This window comes from Ramlibacter sp. (genome assembly GCF_050250995.1).
In the GTDB taxonomy this organism is placed as follows: domain Bacteria; phylum Pseudomonadota; class Gammaproteobacteria; order Burkholderiales; family Burkholderiaceae_C; genus Ramlibacter.
On sequence record NZ_JBFWNP010000002.1, the window covers coordinates 182,701 to 198,987 of the forward strand.

Consider the following 16,287-nt stretch of genomic DNA (forward strand, 5'->3'; position numbering starts at 1 on the left):
CGGCGCAGCCGCCGCGAGGGTAAGCTCGACGGCATGAATTCCCTGCATGCCGTCCCCATCCGGGAATGCGGCGAGCCGCTGGTCGACCTCCGCCGCGAAGGCGGGCTCCTGTGGGGCCCGCCGCCCGAACGTCCCGAGACCGAACCCGACTACCTCTGGATGCGCCGCGGCGTGTACGAGCGGCTTTTGCGCGTGCAGGCTTCCCTGCCCGCCGGCCTCCGGCTGCGGCTCTACGAAGGCCTTCGCAGCCTCGAGATCCAGCGCTGGCTGTTCGAGGAAGAGAAGCGGCGCGTTGCGCAGACGCACCCACAGCTGACGGCGCAGCAGGTCCACGAACGCGCGACCCTGCTCGTCTCGCCCATCGTGCACTGGGACGGCACGCCCAACATCCCGCCGCACAGCACGGGCGGCGCCGTGGACCTGGAACTGGTCGATCCGGAGGGCCGCGTCATCGACTTCGGAATGGAGGTCAAGGACTGGGTCGACGTCGCCTCCGAATTCTGCGAGACGCGCCATGCCGGGCTCGCACCGGCCGCGCAGGCCAACCGGCTGCTGCTGTGCGAGGCGATGGAGGCGCAGGGCTTCGCCAACTACGTGCGCGAGTGGTGGCACTATTCGTACGGCGACCGCTACTGGGCAGCGCGCCGCGGCGAGCCGCACGCGATCTACGCGCCGGTCGAGCGGCCCATGAGCCCATGAGCGCGCCGGACAAGGCCGCGTCCTACAAGGCGGGACGCGCCACTGCGGGAAAGTCATCCGCGAGAGGTACTCAACGCATGGCAGACGAACGAGGCAAGGAACGCTTTCCCAACGGCACCACGCCGGACGACGAATCGCACGATTCGCAGGCGGAGCGCGCGATGCGCTCGCGCCGCCTGCCGCAGCGCACCGTCGCGCTGGTGCTCGCCGGCGGGCGCGGCTCGCGGCTTTTCAACCTCACCGACCGGCGGGCCAAGCCGGCCGTGTACTTCGGCGGCAAGTTCCGCATCATCGACTTCGCGCTGTCGAACTGCATCAACTCGGGCATCCGCCGGATCGCGGTGCTCACGCAGTACAAGTCGCACTCGCTCCTGCGCCACCTGCAGCGCGGCTGGAATTTCCTGCGCGGCGAAGCCGAGGAATTCATCGACCTGCTGCCGGCGCAGCAGCGCGTGAACGAGGCGTTCTGGTACCGCGGCACGGCCGATGCGATCTACCAGAACATCGACATCCTGCGCGCCTACGGCCCGGAGTACATCCTCGTGCTGGCGGGCGACCACATCTACAAGCAGGATTACTCGCTCATGCTGCTCGACCATGTGCAAAGCGGCGCGAAATGCACGGTCGGCTGCATCGAGGTGCCGCGCATGGAGGCGACCGCGCTCGGCGTGATGCACATCGACGAGAGCCGCCGCATCACGGCCTTCCTCGAGAAGCCCGCGGACCCGCCGCCGATGCCGGGCAAGCCCGACAAGGCGCTGGGCAGCATGGGCATCTACGTCTTCGACGCGGAGTACCTGTACACCCTCCTAGACGAGGAGATGCGGCAGGAAAAGACCGAGCACGACTTCGGCAAGAACGTCATTCCGCGCGTGGTGAAGGAAGGCCAGGCCATCGCGCACCCGCTCAACCTGTCGAGCGTGCCGTACACCACGCGCGAGAACCCGTACTGGCGCGACGTCGGCACGGTCGACGCGTTCTGGGCCGCCAACCTCGACCTGGCGTCGCAGATGCCCGAGCTGAACCTGTACGACCGCGAGTGGCCGATCTGGACCTACCAGGAGCAGCTGCCGCCCGCGAAATTCGTGCCCGACGAGCGCGGCCACCAGGGCGAGACGGCGAACGTGCTGGTCTCGGGCGGCTGCATCGTGGAGGGCTCGGCGCTGCGCGAAGCGGTGCTCTTCTCCAGCGTGCGCGTGCGCTCCTCGTGCAACATCAGCCAGGCCGTGATCCTGCCGCAGTGCGAAATCGGCCGCGGCGCGCGCCTGTCGTGCGTGGTCATCGACCGCGGCTGCACGATCCCGGACGGCATGGTGATCGGCGAAAACGCCGAGGAGGACGCGCGGCGCTTCTTCCGCACGGACAACGGCGTGGTGCTCGTCACCAAGGAAATGCTCGACAAGCTCGCGGCGGCGGCGTGACGCGCGCCGCCTGCGCGGTGAGCCAGCGGGCCTGACCCTCCGGGGCGTCGCGCGAGACGCCGCCGCCGCGTGCCCCGACCGGCCGGAACCGGAGCGTGGCGGGGGTTTTCCGGCTTCAGCGAGAATGCGGCTTCCTTTCGCCACCGAAACCGCGAGCACCGCCATGACGTATCCCAACACCCAGCTCTTCATCAATGGCCAATGGCAGGACGCCGCCGACGGCCGTTCCCTCGCCGTCCACAACCCGGCCACGGGCAAGGAAATCGGCCGCGTGGCGCATGCCGGGCGCGCCGACCTCGACCGCGCCCTCGAGGCCGCGCAGAAAGGCTTCGAGACCTGGCGCGACATGACCGCCGCCGACCGCAGCAAGATCATGCGCAAGGCCGCCGGCTTCATGCGCGAGCGCGCCGGCGACATCGGCCGCCTGCTGACGCAGGAACAGGGCAAGCCGCTGGTCGAGGCCAAGGGCGAGGCGATGGCCGCCGCCGACATCATCGAATGGTTCGCCGAGGAAGGCTTCCGCGTCTACGGCCGCATCGTGCCCTCGCGCGGCAACCTCGCGGTGCGGCAGATGGTGCTGAAGGACCCGGTCGGCCCCGTCGCCGCCTTCACGCCCTGGAACTTCCCGATCAACCAGGTCGTGCGCAAGGTCGCCGCCGCGCTCGCCGCGGGCTGCTCGATGCTGGTGAAGGCGCCCGAGGAAACCCCGGCCGGCCCCGCCGCGCTGATCCAGGCCTTCATCGACGCCGGCATCCCGCCCGGCGTGCTGCAGCTCGTGTACGGCAACCCCGCCGAGATCTCGAGCTACCTGATTCCGCACCCCGTCATCCGCAAAATCACGTTCACCGGCTCCACCCCGGTGGGCAAGCAGCTCGCCGCGATGGCCGGCCAGCACATGAAGCGCGTGACCATGGAGCTCGGCGGCCACGCCCCGGTGATCGTCTGCGAGGACGCCGACATCGCCACCGCCGTGAAGTCCGCGGGCGCGGCGAAGTTCCGCAATGCCGGCCAGGTCTGCATCTCGCCCACCCGCTTCCTCGTGCACGAGAGCATCAAGAACGAGTTCGCGCAGGCGCTCGCCAAGCATGCACAGGGCCTGAAGGTCGGCGACGGCCTCGAGGAGGGCACGCACATGGGTCCGCTCGCGAACCCGCGCCGGCTCACCGCCATGACCGAGATCACGAAGGACGCCGTCGAGAAGGGCGCGAAGGTGCTGGCGGGCGGCGAGCGCATCGGCGACACGGGCAACTTCTGGCAGCCGACCATCCTGGCCGACGTGCCCCTGCAGGCGAAGATCTTCAACGACGAGCCCTTCGGCCCCGTCGCCGCGCTGCGCGGTTTCGAGCGGCTGGAAGACGCGATCGCCGAAGCGAATCGCCTGCCCTACGGCCTGGCCGGCTATGCGTTCACGAAGTCGCTGAAGAACGCCGACCTGCTGTCGCGCAGGGTCGAAGTGGGCATGCTGTGGATCAACATGCCGGCGCTGCCCTCGGCCGAGATGCCTTTCGGCGGCATCAAGGACTCGGGCTACGGCTCCGAGGGCGGCCCCGAGGCCGTGGAGGCGTACCTCAACGTGCGCGCCGTGTCGGTGATGAACGTTTGAGGCCACGCGGGGAAGCGGGGCCGATCCGCGCCCTGCTCTTCGACCTCGGCGGCGTGGTCGTCGACGTCGATTTCGAGCGCACGCTTTCGCACTGGGAGAAGGCCTCCCGGCACCCGCCCGCGCGCCTGCGCGAGCTGTTCCATTTCGACGCGCCCTATCAGGCGCACGAGACGGGGCATCTTGCCGCGAACGAGTACTTCGCGCACGTGCGCGAACTGATGGCGCTCGATGGCGACGATGCTTTCATCGAAGCCGGCTGGAACGCCGTGTTCGTGGCGCCCATCGCACCGACGGTGTCGCTGATCGAGCGCGTCCGCTCGCGGCTGCCCTGCTACGCGCTGTCCAACACGAACCCCACGCACATCGCGGCCTACGACAAAATGTGCCCCGGCACGCTCGGCCTGTTCGAGCAGGCGTTCTTCTCGCACGACATCGGCTTTCGCAAGCCGCATCCGTCGTCGTTCGCCTATGCCCTCGAGCGCATGGGCGTGGACGCGCCGGAGGTGCTGTTCTTCGACGACCTCGCGGACAACGTCGACGCCGCGCGGGCGCTGGGCCTGCAGGCCGCGCTCGTCCGCTCGCCCGAGGATGTGCGCGGCGAGCTGGCCGCGCGGGGCCTGGCCTGAGCTTCCGCCTGCCGGCCGCGCAGTGCGGGGCGCGGGCACGCGTCCGTCGAAGAATTCCGCTAATGCTCCTGGCGTTTTTGAGTCAGCGTCAGCCACGCCGTTGCGGTCATGACGCCGAAGGCCAGGCAGCCGGCGCTCGCGGCGTAGAGGAAGCGCGGCAGGATGTCGAGTTCCAGGCCGAGCTCCAGCACGCCGGCCACGCCGTAGAAGAAGAAACACCAGCCCAGCCATCGGAACATGTACTTCGGCAGCCATGCGGCCTGGCGGCGGTTGTGATGGAGGGCGAGGCCGCGCTCGAAGGGATCGACGTTGTCGACCTCCTTGAACAGCCAGCCGAAGAAGAAATAGCGGTACAGCAGCGTCTTGAAGGGCAGAGGTTCCACGGCGGTTCCTGCTTGGATGCGTTGGCGAATCGGCGGTGTGTCACCGAGTTTCGGCCCGAGCGCCGCCGGTCCTTGTAGGAGACATTCCCCGCCTGCCGTCCGGCGCCCCGCCGCTGGTGCATGATCGGGTTTTCGACGCCACGGACCACGACAATGAACGTCTACGACAACGACCCCGACGAGCAAGAGCAGGAACCGGGCTCCGGCCCCGGCGCCTCCACCTCGGAGCCGCGCACGAACTTCCTGGAAGAAAAGACCTTCAAGGCCCGCACGGTGCTCGTGTTCGGCGCGATCTCGGACAAGTCCGCCGCCGACATCGCGCGACGCCTGCTCGCGCTCGATGCCGACTCGCAGATGCCCATCGACATGCTGGTGAGCTCGCCCGGCGGCCACCTCGAATCGGGCGACGCCATCCACGACATCATCCGTTTCATCGGCGCGCCCGTGAACATGATCGGCACGGGCTGGGTCGGCAGCGCGGCGACGCACCTTTACCTTGCGGTGCCGAAGGAGCGCCGCTTCTGCACGCCCAACACCCGCTTCCTGATCCATCAACCGTCCGGCGGCGCGGGCGGCCCGGCGAGCGACATCGCGATCCACGCGCAGGAGATCATCAAGGCGCGCGAACGCATCGCGCGCACGATTTCGCGCGAAACCGGCCGGCCCTACGACAGCGTCGTCCTCGACATCGAGCGCGACCGCTGGCTGTCGGCGGAGGAAGCGATCGAATACGGCCTGGTGGGCCGCATCATCAACAACAAGTCCGACATCGCCGCCAAGTGATCGGCGAACCGGTCTTCGCCGGGGCGTCCCGGCGAGGGCAAGCCCCGCAGGCCAATTTTCGTCACGCTGCGCAGCAGCAGTGGGGTCCTTCGTTGTAGGGTTGTGACAGCCGCGAACCCACAGATTCTGTGGACAAGGCTGTGAAGAAGCTTGGTGCAGCAGCGCCAAGCCCGCGCCGGCGCTGGATGTGCGCTGGACCGATCACGCAACAGGCAGGGTACCGACCAATTCCGTCACCGAGCCGCCGGCCGCATCGAGCCGCTGCCGCGCCTCCTGCGCATCCAGCGACCGGCTCGCCATCACGATCGCCGTCTTCACGTGTCCGCCGGACTCGTCGAGCAGGCGCTGCGCCTCCTCGCGCGAGACGCCCACCGTCGCCATCAGGATGCGCTCGCCGCGGTCCTGCAGCTTCTGGCAGGTGACCTGCAGGTCGACCATCAGGTTGCCGTAGACCTTGCCGAGCTTCACCATCGCGGCCGTGCTGATCGTGTTCAGCACGATCTTCGTCGCGGTGCCGGCCTTCATGCGGGTCGAACCCGTGATGACCTCGGGCCCCACGAGCGGCGCGATCACGACGTCGTGCGTCTTCATCAGCGCCTCGGAGGGCCAGGAGCACAGCAGGAAGCCCGTTCGCGCGCCGCGTTCGCGCGCGCGCTGCAGAGCGCCGTGGACGTACGGCGTCGTGCCCGAGGCCGCGATCCCCAGCACGAAATCGCGGGCGTCCACGTTCTTCTCGTCCATCGCCGCCGCGCCGTCGCCGGCATGGTCTTCCGCGCCCTCCTGCGCGCGCACTAGCGCGTCGAGCCCGCCGGCGATGATGCCCTGCACGAGCGCGGGGTCGGTGCGGTACGTGGGCGGCATCTCCGACGCATCGAGCACGCCCAGCCGCCCCGAAGTGCCGGCGCCCACGTAGAACAGCCGCCCGCCCGCGCGCAGGCACTCGACCACGATGTCGATCGCGCGAGCGATCTGCTGGCGCTCCTCGCCGACGGCGGCGGCGACCATGCGGTCCTCGGCGTTGATCAGGTCGACGATTTCCAGCGTCGCGAGCTGGTCGATGCGCGCCGTGCGCGGATTGCGCTGCTCGGTCAGGCGCGCGTCGAGCGAGCGCGGTGCATTCACGGCAGCGTGATGTCCGGCGCCGGCCGCGGCCGCTTCTCATCGCCGATCAGGCGCTGCGCGTCGGCCGGACGGATCAGGCCATCCGCCACCGCGTCCAGCATCTCGCGGTGCGTGAGCCCAATGCGCCCGCCCCAATCGAACAGATCGTGCGCCGGCCGGCGGATGAAGGAAGGGTCGCTGTCGTGGAATTCGCGAGGAGTTTGCGTCTGCGTCATCGTCGAGGTCTCCGAGTTGCACAACGTAAGCGGTGCAACTCGGCCTCACTGTAGGACTGCATCCACTCTTGCGTGCATGGACACGCTGCGCGAGCGAGCCGACGGAAACGTCGGCGCGTCCCGCCGCCGATCAGTGGTGGTAGTTCGCGCGCAGCTTGAAGGACTTCGCGGTGCCCTTGTCCACGGAGAGCGTCGCGCGGAACGTGTGTGCCACGCCGGGCTGAAGCGCCACGTCGTTGCAGGCCATCGAGAGCGTGTAGCCCGGCCCCTGGTTCGCCTCGCGCGGGTAGCGCTTGCCGTTGCACTTCTGTCCGTTCGCGAACACGTCGATCTCGATCGAGCCGCCGGGTTCGAGGCGCGCATCGGAGATGGCCGCGAGGTCGACCTTGAGCGGCCCGGCTTGCGGCGCAAGCGTGAGCTCGGCCGACGTGGCGCCATCGACTTCCTGCGGCGGGGGCACGGGCGTCTGCGGCACCGCCGCGACCGCCGGGACGGCCGTGCGCGCGGGCTTTCGCTCCTGGGTCTTGACCGCGGCCAGCACCGCCATTACCACCACGACGAGCGTCGCCGCGACAACGATGCCCGTGCGAAACCGCTTCCTTCCGGGGTCCATTTGTGTGTCCATACTCTTCAATGGTAACGTTCCGTGACAATCAAAGCCTTTAGTTAACGGCGGCGCAAGGGTTCGTCAATTCTGACAGTGGACGCGGCGATGTCGCGATGTTCGAATCATCCGCATCGACAGAGGAGGTCGACATGTTGAAGGCAATCGGTGCGCTCACTGTCCTGGCCCTGTGCGGGACGCCGGCCGCAGCTCACAGCGTCCACGCGCTGTGCAAGCAGGAGGCCCGTGGCCTCAAGGGCGCCGAGTACCAGAAATACATGAAAGTGTGCGTCACGTACGAACGCGTGGTCGCGTCACAGCGGTCCTGCCAGCCGAAGAGCGCCAACGGCTTCGTCCAGGCCCGCACCTGCGTCGCCAGCCGCTGAGGCTCTCGCGCTACTTGTAGAAGGCCTCGACCTTCCCCTTGATCTTGATCATGAGCGGTTGGCCCTTGCGGTCGACCGTTCGCCCCGCGGGAACGCGGACCCAGCCTTCGCTCACGCAATATTCCTCGACGTCCTCGCGCTCCTTGCCGTTGAAGCGGATGCCGACGTCGTGCCTGAACACGTCCGCCACGTGGTGCGGGCTGCGGGGATCGATCGAGAGGCGGTCGGGGAGCGCGGGACGCGCGGAGGCTTCTTCTTCCATGGCGCTATCGTAGCGCGCATGGCACGCGCAGCCCCGCCCCCCCGCCCCTCTCGACGCTCGCGACTTCACTACCACGTGTATGTCGTCGAGCTCGACGACCGTGTGTGGAACGTCGCGCGCTTTCGCCGCGCCAATCCCGATTACCTTCTCGGCAAGCCCTTCGTGTACGTCGGCATGACGGGGCTCGACCCGGACCTGCGCTTCGACCGGCACAAGGCGGGCATCCAGGCGAACGCCTATGCGCGCGAGTACGGCCTGCGCCTGCTGCCCGCCCTGTACGAGCGCTACAACCCGATGCGCTACGCGGATGCGAAGGCGATGGAGGTGGAACTCGGCATCGCGCTGCGGGCGATGGGCTACGGCGTCTGGCAGGCGTGACTTCCGTCATTCCCGCGAAGGCGTGAATCCAGCGATCCCGCTTTCAACGCGGCGGAATATTCAGCCCACGCTCCACCGCCGGCCGCTTCACGAAGGCATCGAATACGCGCCTCACCTCGCCGAACTCTTCGAAGCCCACGAGGTCCCCCGCGCCATAGAAGCCCACGAGGTTGCGGATCCACGGGAAGGTCGCGATGTCGGCGATGCCGTAGTCGTCGCCCATGATCCACGCCCGGCCTTTGAGGCGCCCGTCGAGCACCCCCAGCAGGCGCTTCGACTCGGCGACATAGCGGTCGCGCGGACGCTTGTCCTCGTGGTCCTTGCCGGCGAACTTGTGGAAGAAGCCCACCTGGCCGAACATCGGGCCGATGCCGCCCATCTGGAACATGAGCCACTGCAACGTTTCGAATCGGCCCGGATCGTCGCGCGGCATCAGCATGCCGGTCTTCGAAGCGAGGTAGACGAGGATCGCGCCCGACTCGAACAGCGCGAACGGCTTGCCGCTGGGACCGTCCGGATCGAGGATCGCCGGGATCTTGTTGTTCGGATTGAGCGACAGGAACTCCGGCGACATCTGGTCGTTGCTGTCGAACGAGACCTTGTGCATCTCGTAGGGCAGGCCCGTCTCCTCCAGCACGATCGACACCTTCACGCCGTTGGGCGTGGGCAGCGAATACACCTGCAGCCGGTCGGGGTGGCGCGCGGGCCACTTCTTCGTGATGGGGAAGGCGCGGAGGTCGGTCATGGGCGACGACTCTAGCGCAGCGGACCTGTTCGACGCGAACCGGGAAGAGCGACCGCCTCGAACCCCAGCGGGATCGGTCAGAATTCGACGTCGCGAACTGGCGTAATCCAAACACGTAATCGATGCAGCCGGGTCCGTCGGTTCGCAACGGAAGCCGGACGTCCGAGGGGCCACATATCATGACCAACATCACCCTGAATTATCCGGGATCACGCTGGTGGAAGTTCGACTTCCACACGCACACGCCTGCTTCGACAGATACCCCCTGGCATCGGGAGGGTCTGGATTTGACGCCCCCGGAATGGTTGCTGAAGTACATGGCCGCGGAAGTGGACTGCGTGGCCGTCACGGATCACAACAGCGGTGCATGGATCGACCGGCTCAAGGCTGCCTATGCCGAAATGAAATCGGCTGCGGATCAAGGGCGTCCGCCGACGGGGTTTCGCGAGTTGACACTATTCCCGGGCGTGGAACTTTCGGTGCAAGGCGGCGTCCATGTTCTGGCGTTGTTCGAGCCCGATTCGGACGCTAGCCGAATCGACTCCCTGCTGGGACGAGTCGACTACGACAGTTCGAAGGGCGATCGAGAAGGCCAGACGCGGATGGGCTTGCCCCAGGTCATCGAGGCAGTGCTGAGTGCCGGGGGCATTCCGATCCCCGCGCATGCAGACGCCGGAAATGGGCTCCTCCGGGTCAAGCCCGGTACACGTCAATGCGCCTTGAGCGCCGCATGGGTAACACAAGCGCTTGAAGTGAACGGGCTGCTCGCGATCGAGTGGTGCGATACGGCCAATCCAGTTCCCCAGGCTGTCCAGCGCCTCGTCGAGCCGCTGGCCCGCGTTCTCGGCAGTGACTGTCACAGCTTCCGTGGCGCGAACGTCCCCGGCACCCGTTTTACGTGGGTGAAGATGGCGAGTCCGACACTGGAAGGACTTCGCTTGGCGCTGCTGGACGGCAACGACGTGTCGGTCCGTCGCAGCGAGGACTCGCAAGGCTTCGATCCGTTTCACGTGCCCGCCCACATGATCGAAGCCGTGGAAATTTTGGAAGGACGCGTGATCGGTAGACCCGATCCAGTGCGGTTGACACTGACTCCATATTTCAACGCCATAGTCGGCGGACGTGGAACCGGAAAATCCACGATCGTTCATGCGTTGCGACTGGCGACGCGGCGCGAGTTGGAAGTGACTCAACTCCCCGACTCCAGCGGTCCGCGCGACCAATTCACGTCCTTTCGAAAGGGCGCACTCACACCAAAGACTGAAGTCCGTGTCGAGTGGGCGAACGAAGACCTTCGCCTGCGGCTGCGTTGGCGCGAAGATGGTCAAGGCCCTTCGGTCGAGGAATGGGACGGCGCTGCGTGGCGGCCCTCAGCCAGCCAAAGCATCAATCCGTCACGATTTCCCGTCCGCATCTTTTCTCAGGGTCAGATCGCGGCGTTGGCAGGCAGCGGACGTCAAAGCCTGCTAAAGATCGTCGACGAGGCGGCAGGAGTCGAGCCCTCGGGACAGGCGTTCGAGGAAGCCCGGCGGACCCTCTTCACCTTGCGAGCACGGCTGCGCGAACTCGATGGGAAACTTGGCGCGGTGCCCGAACTCGAGCGCAAGCGTCAGGAAGTCGAACGAAAATTGGGCGCATTCGTCCAGGCGGATCATGCTGCGGTCCTGCAGTCCTACGCTCGGGGCCAACAGCAGAATCGTGAAGTTGAATCGACACTCGCGCAGTTGCGCGACGGCGAGGCCGTACTCCGCGAAGCCGCAGAACGCCTTGTCTTGGACGACTGGCCCCCCCAGCACTTCGCGAGCGTCGACGTCGACATTCTCGCGTGGCGCTCTCACGTCGATCGGGCCGTGCAGGAACTGCGAGCGCGACTTCAGATGGAGGCTCAGACGCTCAAAGATCTCGTCGCCACGTCCGCGCATGACGAACGGGTGCTGGCGTGGCGAGCGCGAGTGGACGCGGCGCGCGCTGCGAATGCCGAACTGCAGATTCGTCTTGCGGAGCAGGGGGTGGGTGATCCGCAGGCGTTCGCGCGGCTGACACAGGAAGGACAGCAGTTGGAAGAACAACTGAAATCGATGCGACTGATGGCCGGCGACCGCGACGCACTGCAACGGCAAATCGAGTCGCAGCAGACGCTCCTGCTGGAGCGTCGTCAGGCCATCACCAACCGGCGCAAGGAGTTCGTCGCACGGGCATTGCAGAGCAACGAGCATGTCCGCATTACGGTCGTGCCCTTCGGCTTCGATGCGCGTCGAATCGCAAGAGAGTTGCGCGAACTGATCGACGCCGTGGACGAGCGATTCGCAGATGACATCCTCGCGTCAACCGATGGCGAGCCTTCCAGCGGTCTGGCGTGGAATCTCGCGCAGGCATCCGAGGGCAGCAAACTGGAAATTTTGGAAGACGTGAAACGACAATTGACGAGTCGCGACATCCGGCTTAAGGGACATTTTCGAAACTACCTCGAGCGCAAGAACGAGAAGCCCGAGTTCGCCGACCACCTCGGAACCTGGTTTCCGCAAGACGACTTACGAATCGAGTACTGGCAGGGTTCCGAGTGGAAGTCGATCAGCGAAGGGTCCCAGGGACAACGATCGGCGGCGCTGCTGGCATTTCTGCTCGCGTTCGGAGAAGAACCCCTCGTCCTCGACCAGCCCGAGGATGACTTGGACAATCACTTGATCTACGACTTGATTGTCCGGCAGATTCGCGAGAACAAGCTCCGTCGCCAATTGATCGTGGTGACGCACAATGCCAACGTGGTCGTCAACGGCGACGCCGAGATGATGCACGTCATGGAGTTTAGTGGGGGACAATGCCGGGTGATGAAGAAGGGATCCCTGCAGGACGAGCCCGTGCGCGAAGAAGTATGCCGGGTCATGGAAGGCGGACGGGAAGCCTTCAGCCGGCGTTGGAAGCGTCTGGGACGCAAGGCCTGACATGCTCAACACACGCAGCGAGTTGCTTGAAAAGATCCGACTGGGCGAAGACAGCTATCTCGAGCTGAAGGAAGTGCGCTTTGCCGGTTCCACTGTGAGAGGCCCCAGCCAGGAATCGGTGGCGGACGAACTGGCAGCCTTTGCGAACAGCGCAGGTGGTGTGCTGCTCTTGGGAGTCAACGACGCGCGCGAAGTCGTCGGAATTCCGATCGATCGTCTCGACCCCGTCGAAGCCCTGCTTCGGCAGGCATGCGAGGATTCGATCAGACCGACGCTTGCGCCGATCATCGAGCGGATAAGCCTCCCCGATCTGGGCGGCACGGAGCAACCCGTGATTCGCGTGGAGGTCAGCCGAAGCCTTTTCGTTCATCAAAGTCCCAGCGGCTATCTGCATCGGGTGGGCTCTTCGAAACGTCCGATTGCCCCAGACCATCTGGCCAGGCTGTTTCAGCAGCGCAGCCAGTCCCGCCTGATCCGATTCGACGAAACCCCTGTGCCGCGCGCAGTGCTTACCGAACTCGACGACGCACTATGGCGCCGCTTCGCCTCCTCGTCGCAGGCCAGCGAACCGCCCGAGGTGTTATTGGGTAAGCTGGCGATGGCCGCTCAAGACGAACAGAAGGTCTGGCGGCCAACGGTGGCCGGACTTCTGATGGGGTCCAAAAAGCCACAGCAGCATCTGACGAACGCATTCATTCAGGCAGTTGCCTACCGCGGCATCAATGCTGTGCCGAGCGGCGACACAAGTTATCAGAGGGATGCCCAGGACATTTACGGACCGCTCGATCTGCAGATCGCGGACGCCTGCGCCTTCGTCAGAAAGAATATGCAGGTTCCCGCTCGCAAACGGGCGACCGGGGGACGCGAAGACCTTCCGCAGTTCGACATGCTGGCGGTCTTCGAAGCCGTGACCAACGCGGTCGCGCATCGCGACTATTCCATGGCCGGAGCGAAGATTCGCTTGCGGCAATTCGACGATCGGCTGGAGCTGTATTCCCCCGGCATGCTTCCCAACACGATGACAACGGACAGCCTCCCCTATCGTCAGGCCGCGCGCAACGAGGCGCTGACTAGTCTTTTGGCCCGATGCCCGGTGCCCGATGGCACGGATGCAGGACCACGCAGCCGAATCATGGACAAGCGCGGCGAAGGCGTATCCATCATTTTGAACAAGAGTGAGCAACTTGCGGGGACGCGACCAGTCTATCGAATGGACGACGACAGCGAGCTGATTCTCACAATCTACGCTGCATCCGCTGCTGGCGAGGACACGCCGCCTTAGAAGTTGCGAAGTTTCTCACCGCGCCTTGCCGAGGGCTTCGCGCAGGAACGGCGCGGTACGGCTTTCGCGCGAGCGGGCCACCGCGTCCGGCCTGCCGCTCGCCACGATCCGCCCGCCTTCGGCACCCGCCCCCGGCCCGATGTCGACCACCCAGTCCGCACGCGCGACCACGCGCATGTCGTGCTCGACCACCACCACGGTGTTGCCTTCGTCCACCAGCCGGTCGAGTTGCGCCATGAGCCGGTCCACGTCGGCGGCGTGCAGGCCGGTGCTCGGCTCGTCGAGCACGTACAGCGTGTCGCCGCGGTGCGCGCGTTGCAGCTCGGTCGCGAGCTTGATGCGCTGCGCCTCGCCGCCGGACAGCTCCGTGGCCGGCTGGCCGAGGCGCAGGTAGCCGACACCGATGTCCTGCAGCACCTGCAGCGGCTTCGCGACGGCCGGCTCGTCGGCGAAGAAGCCGAGCGCCTCGTCGACGGTGAACCCCAGCACCTGGGCGATGTTGCGGCCCTTGTACGTCACATCCAGCGTCTTGTCGTTGTAGCGCGCGCCATGGCAGTCGGGGCACGGCGCGTACACGCTCGGCATGAAGAGCAGCTCGACCGAGACGAAGCCCTCGCCCTCGCATGTGGCGCATCGGCCCTTCGGCACGTTGAACGAGAAGCGGCCCGCGTCGTAGCGCCGCTTGCGCGCCTCGGGCGTCGCGGCGAACAGCTTGCGCACGGCGTCGAAGAGGCCGGTGTAGGTGGCGAGATTCGAACGGGGCGTGCGGCCGATCGGCTTCTGGTCCACCTGCACCAGGCGGCGGATCGCGTGCAGGTCGCCGCCGAGCGTGCCGCCCGCATCCACGCGGGGCGCATCGACTTCCCCGGTGTCCTCTTCCGATGCCGGCAATGCGCTGCCGAGATGGCGCGAGACGAGGTCCAGCAGGGCCTGGCTCACCAGCGTCGACTTGCCGGAGCCGGACACGCCGGTGACGGCGGTGAGGCAGCCGACGGGGAACTCCGCTTCCAGCGCATTCAGGTTGTTGCGCGTGATGCCGTGCAGTCGCAGCCATCCGCGCGCCTCGCGCAATCGTGAGCGCGCCAGCGGCACTTCGTCGAACAGGTAGCGGCGCGTCTGCGATTCGGCGACCTGCGCGAGACCCGCGGGCGGCCCGCTGTACAGCACCCGGCCGCCCTGCTCGCCGGCCTCCGGGCCGACGTCCACGAGCCAGTCGGCCTGGCGCATGGTGCCGATGTCGTGCTCGACCACGTAGACCGTGTTGCCCGCCGCCTTCAGCCGGCGCAGGGCCGCGAGCAGCGCCTGGCTGTCGGCGGGATGCAGGCCGGCCGAGGGCTCGTCGAGCACGTAGATCACGCCGAAGAGCTGGGACACGAGCTGCGTCGCCAGCCGAAGGCGCTGCAGCTCGCCCGGCGACAGGGTGGGCGTGGCGCGGTCGAGCGAGAGATAGCCGAGCCCGAGTTCGACGAGCGTGTCGGCACGCATCAGCACCTCGTGCGCGAGCCGCTGCGCCGCGATGCGCTTTTCCTCGGACAGATGCGGCGTCAGGCGCACGTCCGGCGCGGCGGCATGCGATGCGCCGCCGTGCGCGACGCGCTCGCGGCTGGCTGCGCGCGAGGCCTCGCGGGTGATGCGTGTTCCGCCCTCGCCTTCGTCGAATCGCCCCTCGGCCGTCGGCCGCAGCGCTTCGGCCAGCGCCGTCAGCGGCAGGTGCGACAGCGCGCCGATGTCGAGCCCGGCGAAGGTCACCGACAAGGCTTCGCGCTTGAGCTTCTTGCCCTCGCACGACGGGCAGCGGCTCGCCACCATGTACTGCGACACGCGCTTTTTCATCAGCGCGCTCTGCGTGGTCGCGAAGGTCTGCAGCACGTAGTTGCGCGCGCTCGTGAACGTGCCCATGTAGCTCGGGTCGAGCTTGCGCTTCAGCGCCGCGCGCGTCTCCTTCGGCGTGAACCCGGCATAGACCGGCACCGTGGGGGTCTCGTCGGTGTACAGGATCCAGTCGCGCTCCTTGCGCGGCAGGTCGCGCCAGGGAATGTCGACGTCGTAGCCCAGCGTGACGAGGATGTCGCGCAGGTTCTGTCCATGCCAGGCGGGCGGCCAGGCGGCGATGGCGCGCTCGCGGATCGTCAGCGAATCGTCGGGCACCATCGAGGCCTCGGTCACCTCGTACACCGAGCCCTGCCCGTGGCAGCGCGGACACGCGCCCTGCGGCGTGTTCGGCGAAAAATCCTCGGCGAAGAGCATCGGCTGCTTCGCCGGGTAGCGCCCGGCGCGCGAATAGAGCATGCGCAGGTGGTTCGAGATCTGCGTGACGCTGCCCACGGACGAGCGCACGCTCGGCGTGCCGCGTTGCTGCTGCAGCGCCACCGCGGGCGGCAGGCCTTCGATCGCGTCGACGTCGGGCACGCCCGCCTGGTCGATCAGCCGGCGGGCGTACGGCGACACCGATTCGAGGTACCGGCGCTGGGCCTCCGCGAAGATCGTGCCGAAGGCGAGCGAGGACTTGCCCGAACCCGAGACGCCGCTGAAGACGACGATCGCGTTACGTGGGACCTCGACATCGACGTTCTTCAGGTTGTGTTCGCGTGCGCCGCGCACGCGCACGAAGCCCCCCGGGGACCCGCCGCGCGTGTCGCGTTGCGGCTCATCGGCATCCTTGTCCGGGCCGCTGTCGTTGCCGTTGCCGTTGCCGTGTTTGCGTTCCTTCGCCATCGTCGAGGAAGCTACCGTCGCGACGGCGAGGGCGCAGTGGGCGGCGCGCGCTTTGCTGTGTAGGCCGCCACTGAACGATTGACAGCCCGACTGCGCCGCAGATAATCGATTCGATGAAAGA

16 protein-coding genes are annotated in these 16,287 nt (G+C 66.9%); 9 read left to right on the plus strand and 7 right to left on the minus strand.

All coding sequences use genetic code 11. From position 1 onward, the window contains the following. Nucleotides 1-33 precede the first annotated feature (33 nt). The 4 genes from AB7E83_RS02760 to AB7E83_RS02775 all read left to right on the plus strand — a co-directional run bounded on the left by AB7E83_RS02760 (nucleotide 34) and on the right by AB7E83_RS02775 (nucleotide 4,349). Nucleotides 34-699, plus strand: coding sequence for a M15 family metallopeptidase (locus AB7E83_RS02760; protein WP_428565175.1), 666 nt, complete (start codon nucleotides 34-36; stop codon nucleotides 697-699). A 161-nt stretch (nucleotides 700-860) separates the two neighbouring features. Continuing rightward, nucleotides 861-2,120 carry a glucose-1-phosphate adenylyltransferase gene (gene glgC / locus AB7E83_RS02765; protein ID WP_428565472.1) on the plus strand — a complete coding sequence of 420 codons (1,260 nt, stop codon included), beginning with the start codon at nucleotides 861-863 and terminating at the stop codon, nucleotides 2,118-2,120. Between the two features lie 163 nt (nucleotides 2,121-2,283). Beyond that, nucleotides 2,284-3,723, plus strand: coding sequence for an NAD-dependent succinate-semialdehyde dehydrogenase (locus tag AB7E83_RS02770; RefSeq protein WP_428565177.1), 1,440 nt, complete (start codon nucleotides 2,284-2,286; stop codon nucleotides 3,721-3,723). Further along, complete coding sequence (locus tag AB7E83_RS02775) at nucleotides 3,720-4,349, plus strand: HAD family hydrolase (RefSeq protein ID WP_428565179.1); 630 nt, start codon at nucleotides 3,720-3,722, stop codon at nucleotides 4,347-4,349. The genes AB7E83_RS02770 and AB7E83_RS02775 overlap by 4 nt, the downstream gene beginning before the upstream one ends. A 59-nt stretch (nucleotides 4,350-4,408) precedes the next feature. Here the strand turns inward: AB7E83_RS02775 and AB7E83_RS02780 are convergent, their stop codons facing one another. Continuing rightward, nucleotides 4,409-4,732, minus strand: coding sequence for a hypothetical protein (locus AB7E83_RS02780; RefSeq protein ID WP_428565181.1), 324 nt, complete (start codon nucleotides 4,730-4,732; stop codon nucleotides 4,409-4,411). Nucleotides 4,733-4,885: 153 nt separating this feature from the next. Here AB7E83_RS02780 and AB7E83_RS02785 point away from each other — a divergent pair, with 153 nt between their 5' ends. Continuing rightward, entirely contained in the window at nucleotides 4,886-5,515 is a 630-nt protein-coding gene (locus AB7E83_RS02785; protein WP_428565183.1) for an ATP-dependent Clp protease proteolytic subunit, read from the plus strand. A gap of 201 nt (nucleotides 5,516-5,716) precedes the next feature. On the opposite strand, the gene murQ is transcribed toward AB7E83_RS02785, so the two are convergent. From murQ to AB7E83_RS02800, 3 genes are all read right to left on the minus strand, one after another. Next, nucleotides 5,717-6,637, minus strand: a complete 921-nt coding sequence (gene murQ / locus AB7E83_RS02790) for an N-acetylmuramic acid 6-phosphate etherase (protein ID WP_428565185.1) — start codon at nucleotides 6,635-6,637, stop codon at nucleotides 5,717-5,719. Further along, on the minus strand, nucleotides 6,634-6,852 hold the full coding sequence (locus AB7E83_RS02795; protein ID WP_428565187.1) for a hypothetical protein: 219 nt from the start codon (nucleotides 6,850-6,852) through the stop codon (nucleotides 6,634-6,636). Before AB7E83_RS02795 ends, murQ begins: the two co-directional genes overlap by 4 nt. A 130-nt stretch (nucleotides 6,853-6,982) precedes the next feature. Then, nucleotides 6,983-7,465, minus strand: a complete 483-nt coding sequence (locus tag AB7E83_RS02800; RefSeq protein ID WP_428565189.1) for a hypothetical protein — start codon at nucleotides 7,463-7,465, stop codon at nucleotides 6,983-6,985. Between the two features lie 143 nt (nucleotides 7,466-7,608). On the opposite strand from AB7E83_RS02800, the gene AB7E83_RS02805 reads away from it, so the two are divergent. Beyond that, complete coding sequence (locus tag AB7E83_RS02805) at nucleotides 7,609-7,842, plus strand: hypothetical protein (RefSeq protein WP_428565191.1); 234 nt, start codon at nucleotides 7,609-7,611, stop codon at nucleotides 7,840-7,842. 10 nt (nucleotides 7,843-7,852) lie between these two features. Here the strand turns inward: AB7E83_RS02805 and AB7E83_RS02810 are convergent, their stop codons facing one another. Further along, nucleotides 7,853-8,104: a DUF3297 family protein gene (locus AB7E83_RS02810; RefSeq protein WP_428565193.1), complete on the minus strand. Its 252-nt coding sequence runs from the start codon at nucleotides 8,102-8,104 to the stop codon at nucleotides 7,853-7,855. 18 nt (nucleotides 8,105-8,122) lie between these two features. Between AB7E83_RS02810 and AB7E83_RS02815 the strand changes: the two genes are divergently transcribed. Then, nucleotides 8,123-8,482, plus strand: coding sequence for a hypothetical protein (locus AB7E83_RS02815; protein WP_428565195.1), 360 nt, complete (start codon nucleotides 8,123-8,125; stop codon nucleotides 8,480-8,482). Between the two features lie 43 nt (nucleotides 8,483-8,525). Here AB7E83_RS02815 and AB7E83_RS02820 read toward each other — a convergent pair whose 3' ends face one another. After that, on the minus strand, nucleotides 8,526-9,227 hold the full coding sequence (locus AB7E83_RS02820; protein WP_428565197.1) for a glutathione S-transferase N-terminal domain-containing protein: 702 nt from the start codon (nucleotides 9,225-9,227) through the stop codon (nucleotides 8,526-8,528). Between the two features lie 179 nt (nucleotides 9,228-9,406). Here AB7E83_RS02820 and AB7E83_RS02825 point away from each other — a divergent pair, with 179 nt between their 5' ends. Both AB7E83_RS02825 and AB7E83_RS02830 read left to right on the plus strand, forming a co-directional pair. Further along, on the plus strand, nucleotides 9,407-12,169 hold the full coding sequence (locus AB7E83_RS02825) for a TrlF family AAA-like ATPase (protein WP_428565199.1): 2,763 nt from the start codon (nucleotides 9,407-9,409) through the stop codon (nucleotides 12,167-12,169). Between the two features lies 1 nt (nucleotide 12,170). Further along, nucleotides 12,171-13,451 carry an ATP-binding protein gene (locus AB7E83_RS02830; RefSeq protein WP_428565201.1) on the plus strand — a complete coding sequence of 427 codons (1,281 nt, stop codon included), beginning with the start codon at nucleotides 12,171-12,173 and terminating at the stop codon, nucleotides 13,449-13,451. A gap of 15 nt (nucleotides 13,452-13,466) precedes the next feature. On the opposite strand, the gene AB7E83_RS02835 is transcribed toward AB7E83_RS02830, so the two are convergent. Next, nucleotides 13,467-16,166 carry an excinuclease ABC subunit A gene (locus tag AB7E83_RS02835; RefSeq protein WP_428565202.1) on the minus strand — a complete coding sequence of 900 codons (2,700 nt, stop codon included), beginning with the start codon at nucleotides 16,164-16,166 and terminating at the stop codon, nucleotides 13,467-13,469. Nucleotides 16,167-16,287: the final 121 nt, after the last annotated feature.

Coding starts and splice junctions, on each gene's coding strand:
- AB7E83_RS02805 (WP_428565191.1), top strand. CDS start 7,609: ATGTTGAAGGCAATCGGTGCGCTCACTGTCCTGGCCCTGTGCGGGACG.
- AB7E83_RS02795 (WP_428565187.1), bottom strand. CDS start 6,852: ATGACGCAGACGCAAACTCCTCGCGAATTCCACGACAGCGACCCTTCC.
- AB7E83_RS02820 (WP_428565197.1), bottom strand. CDS start 9,227: ATGACCGACCTCCGCGCCTTCCCCATCACGAAGAAGTGGCCCGCGCGC.
- AB7E83_RS02810 (WP_428565193.1), bottom strand. CDS start 8,104: ATGGAAGAAGAAGCCTCCGCGCGTCCCGCGCTCCCCGACCGCCTCTCG.
- AB7E83_RS02785 (WP_428565183.1), top strand. CDS start 4,886: ATGAACGTCTACGACAACGACCCCGACGAGCAAGAGCAGGAACCGGGC.
- AB7E83_RS02825 (WP_428565199.1), top strand. CDS start 9,407: ATGACCAACATCACCCTGAATTATCCGGGATCACGCTGGTGGAAGTTC.
- AB7E83_RS02830 (WP_428565201.1), top strand. CDS start 12,171: ATGCTCAACACACGCAGCGAGTTGCTTGAAAAGATCCGACTGGGCGAA.
- AB7E83_RS02815 (WP_428565195.1), top strand. CDS start 8,123: ATGGCACGCGCAGCCCCGCCCCCCCGCCCCTCTCGACGCTCGCGACTT.
- AB7E83_RS02770 (WP_428565177.1), top strand. CDS start 2,284: ATGACGTATCCCAACACCCAGCTCTTCATCAATGGCCAATGGCAGGAC.
- AB7E83_RS02800 (WP_428565189.1), bottom strand. CDS start 7,465: ATGGACCCCGGAAGGAAGCGGTTTCGCACGGGCATCGTTGTCGCGGCG.
- AB7E83_RS02835 (WP_428565202.1), bottom strand. CDS start 16,166: ATGGCGAAGGAACGCAAACACGGCAACGGCAACGGCAACGACAGCGGC.
- AB7E83_RS02760 (WP_428565175.1), top strand. CDS start 34: ATGAATTCCCTGCATGCCGTCCCCATCCGGGAATGCGGCGAGCCGCTG.
- glgC (WP_428565472.1), top strand. CDS start 861: ATGCGCTCGCGCCGCCTGCCGCAGCGCACCGTCGCGCTGGTGCTCGCC.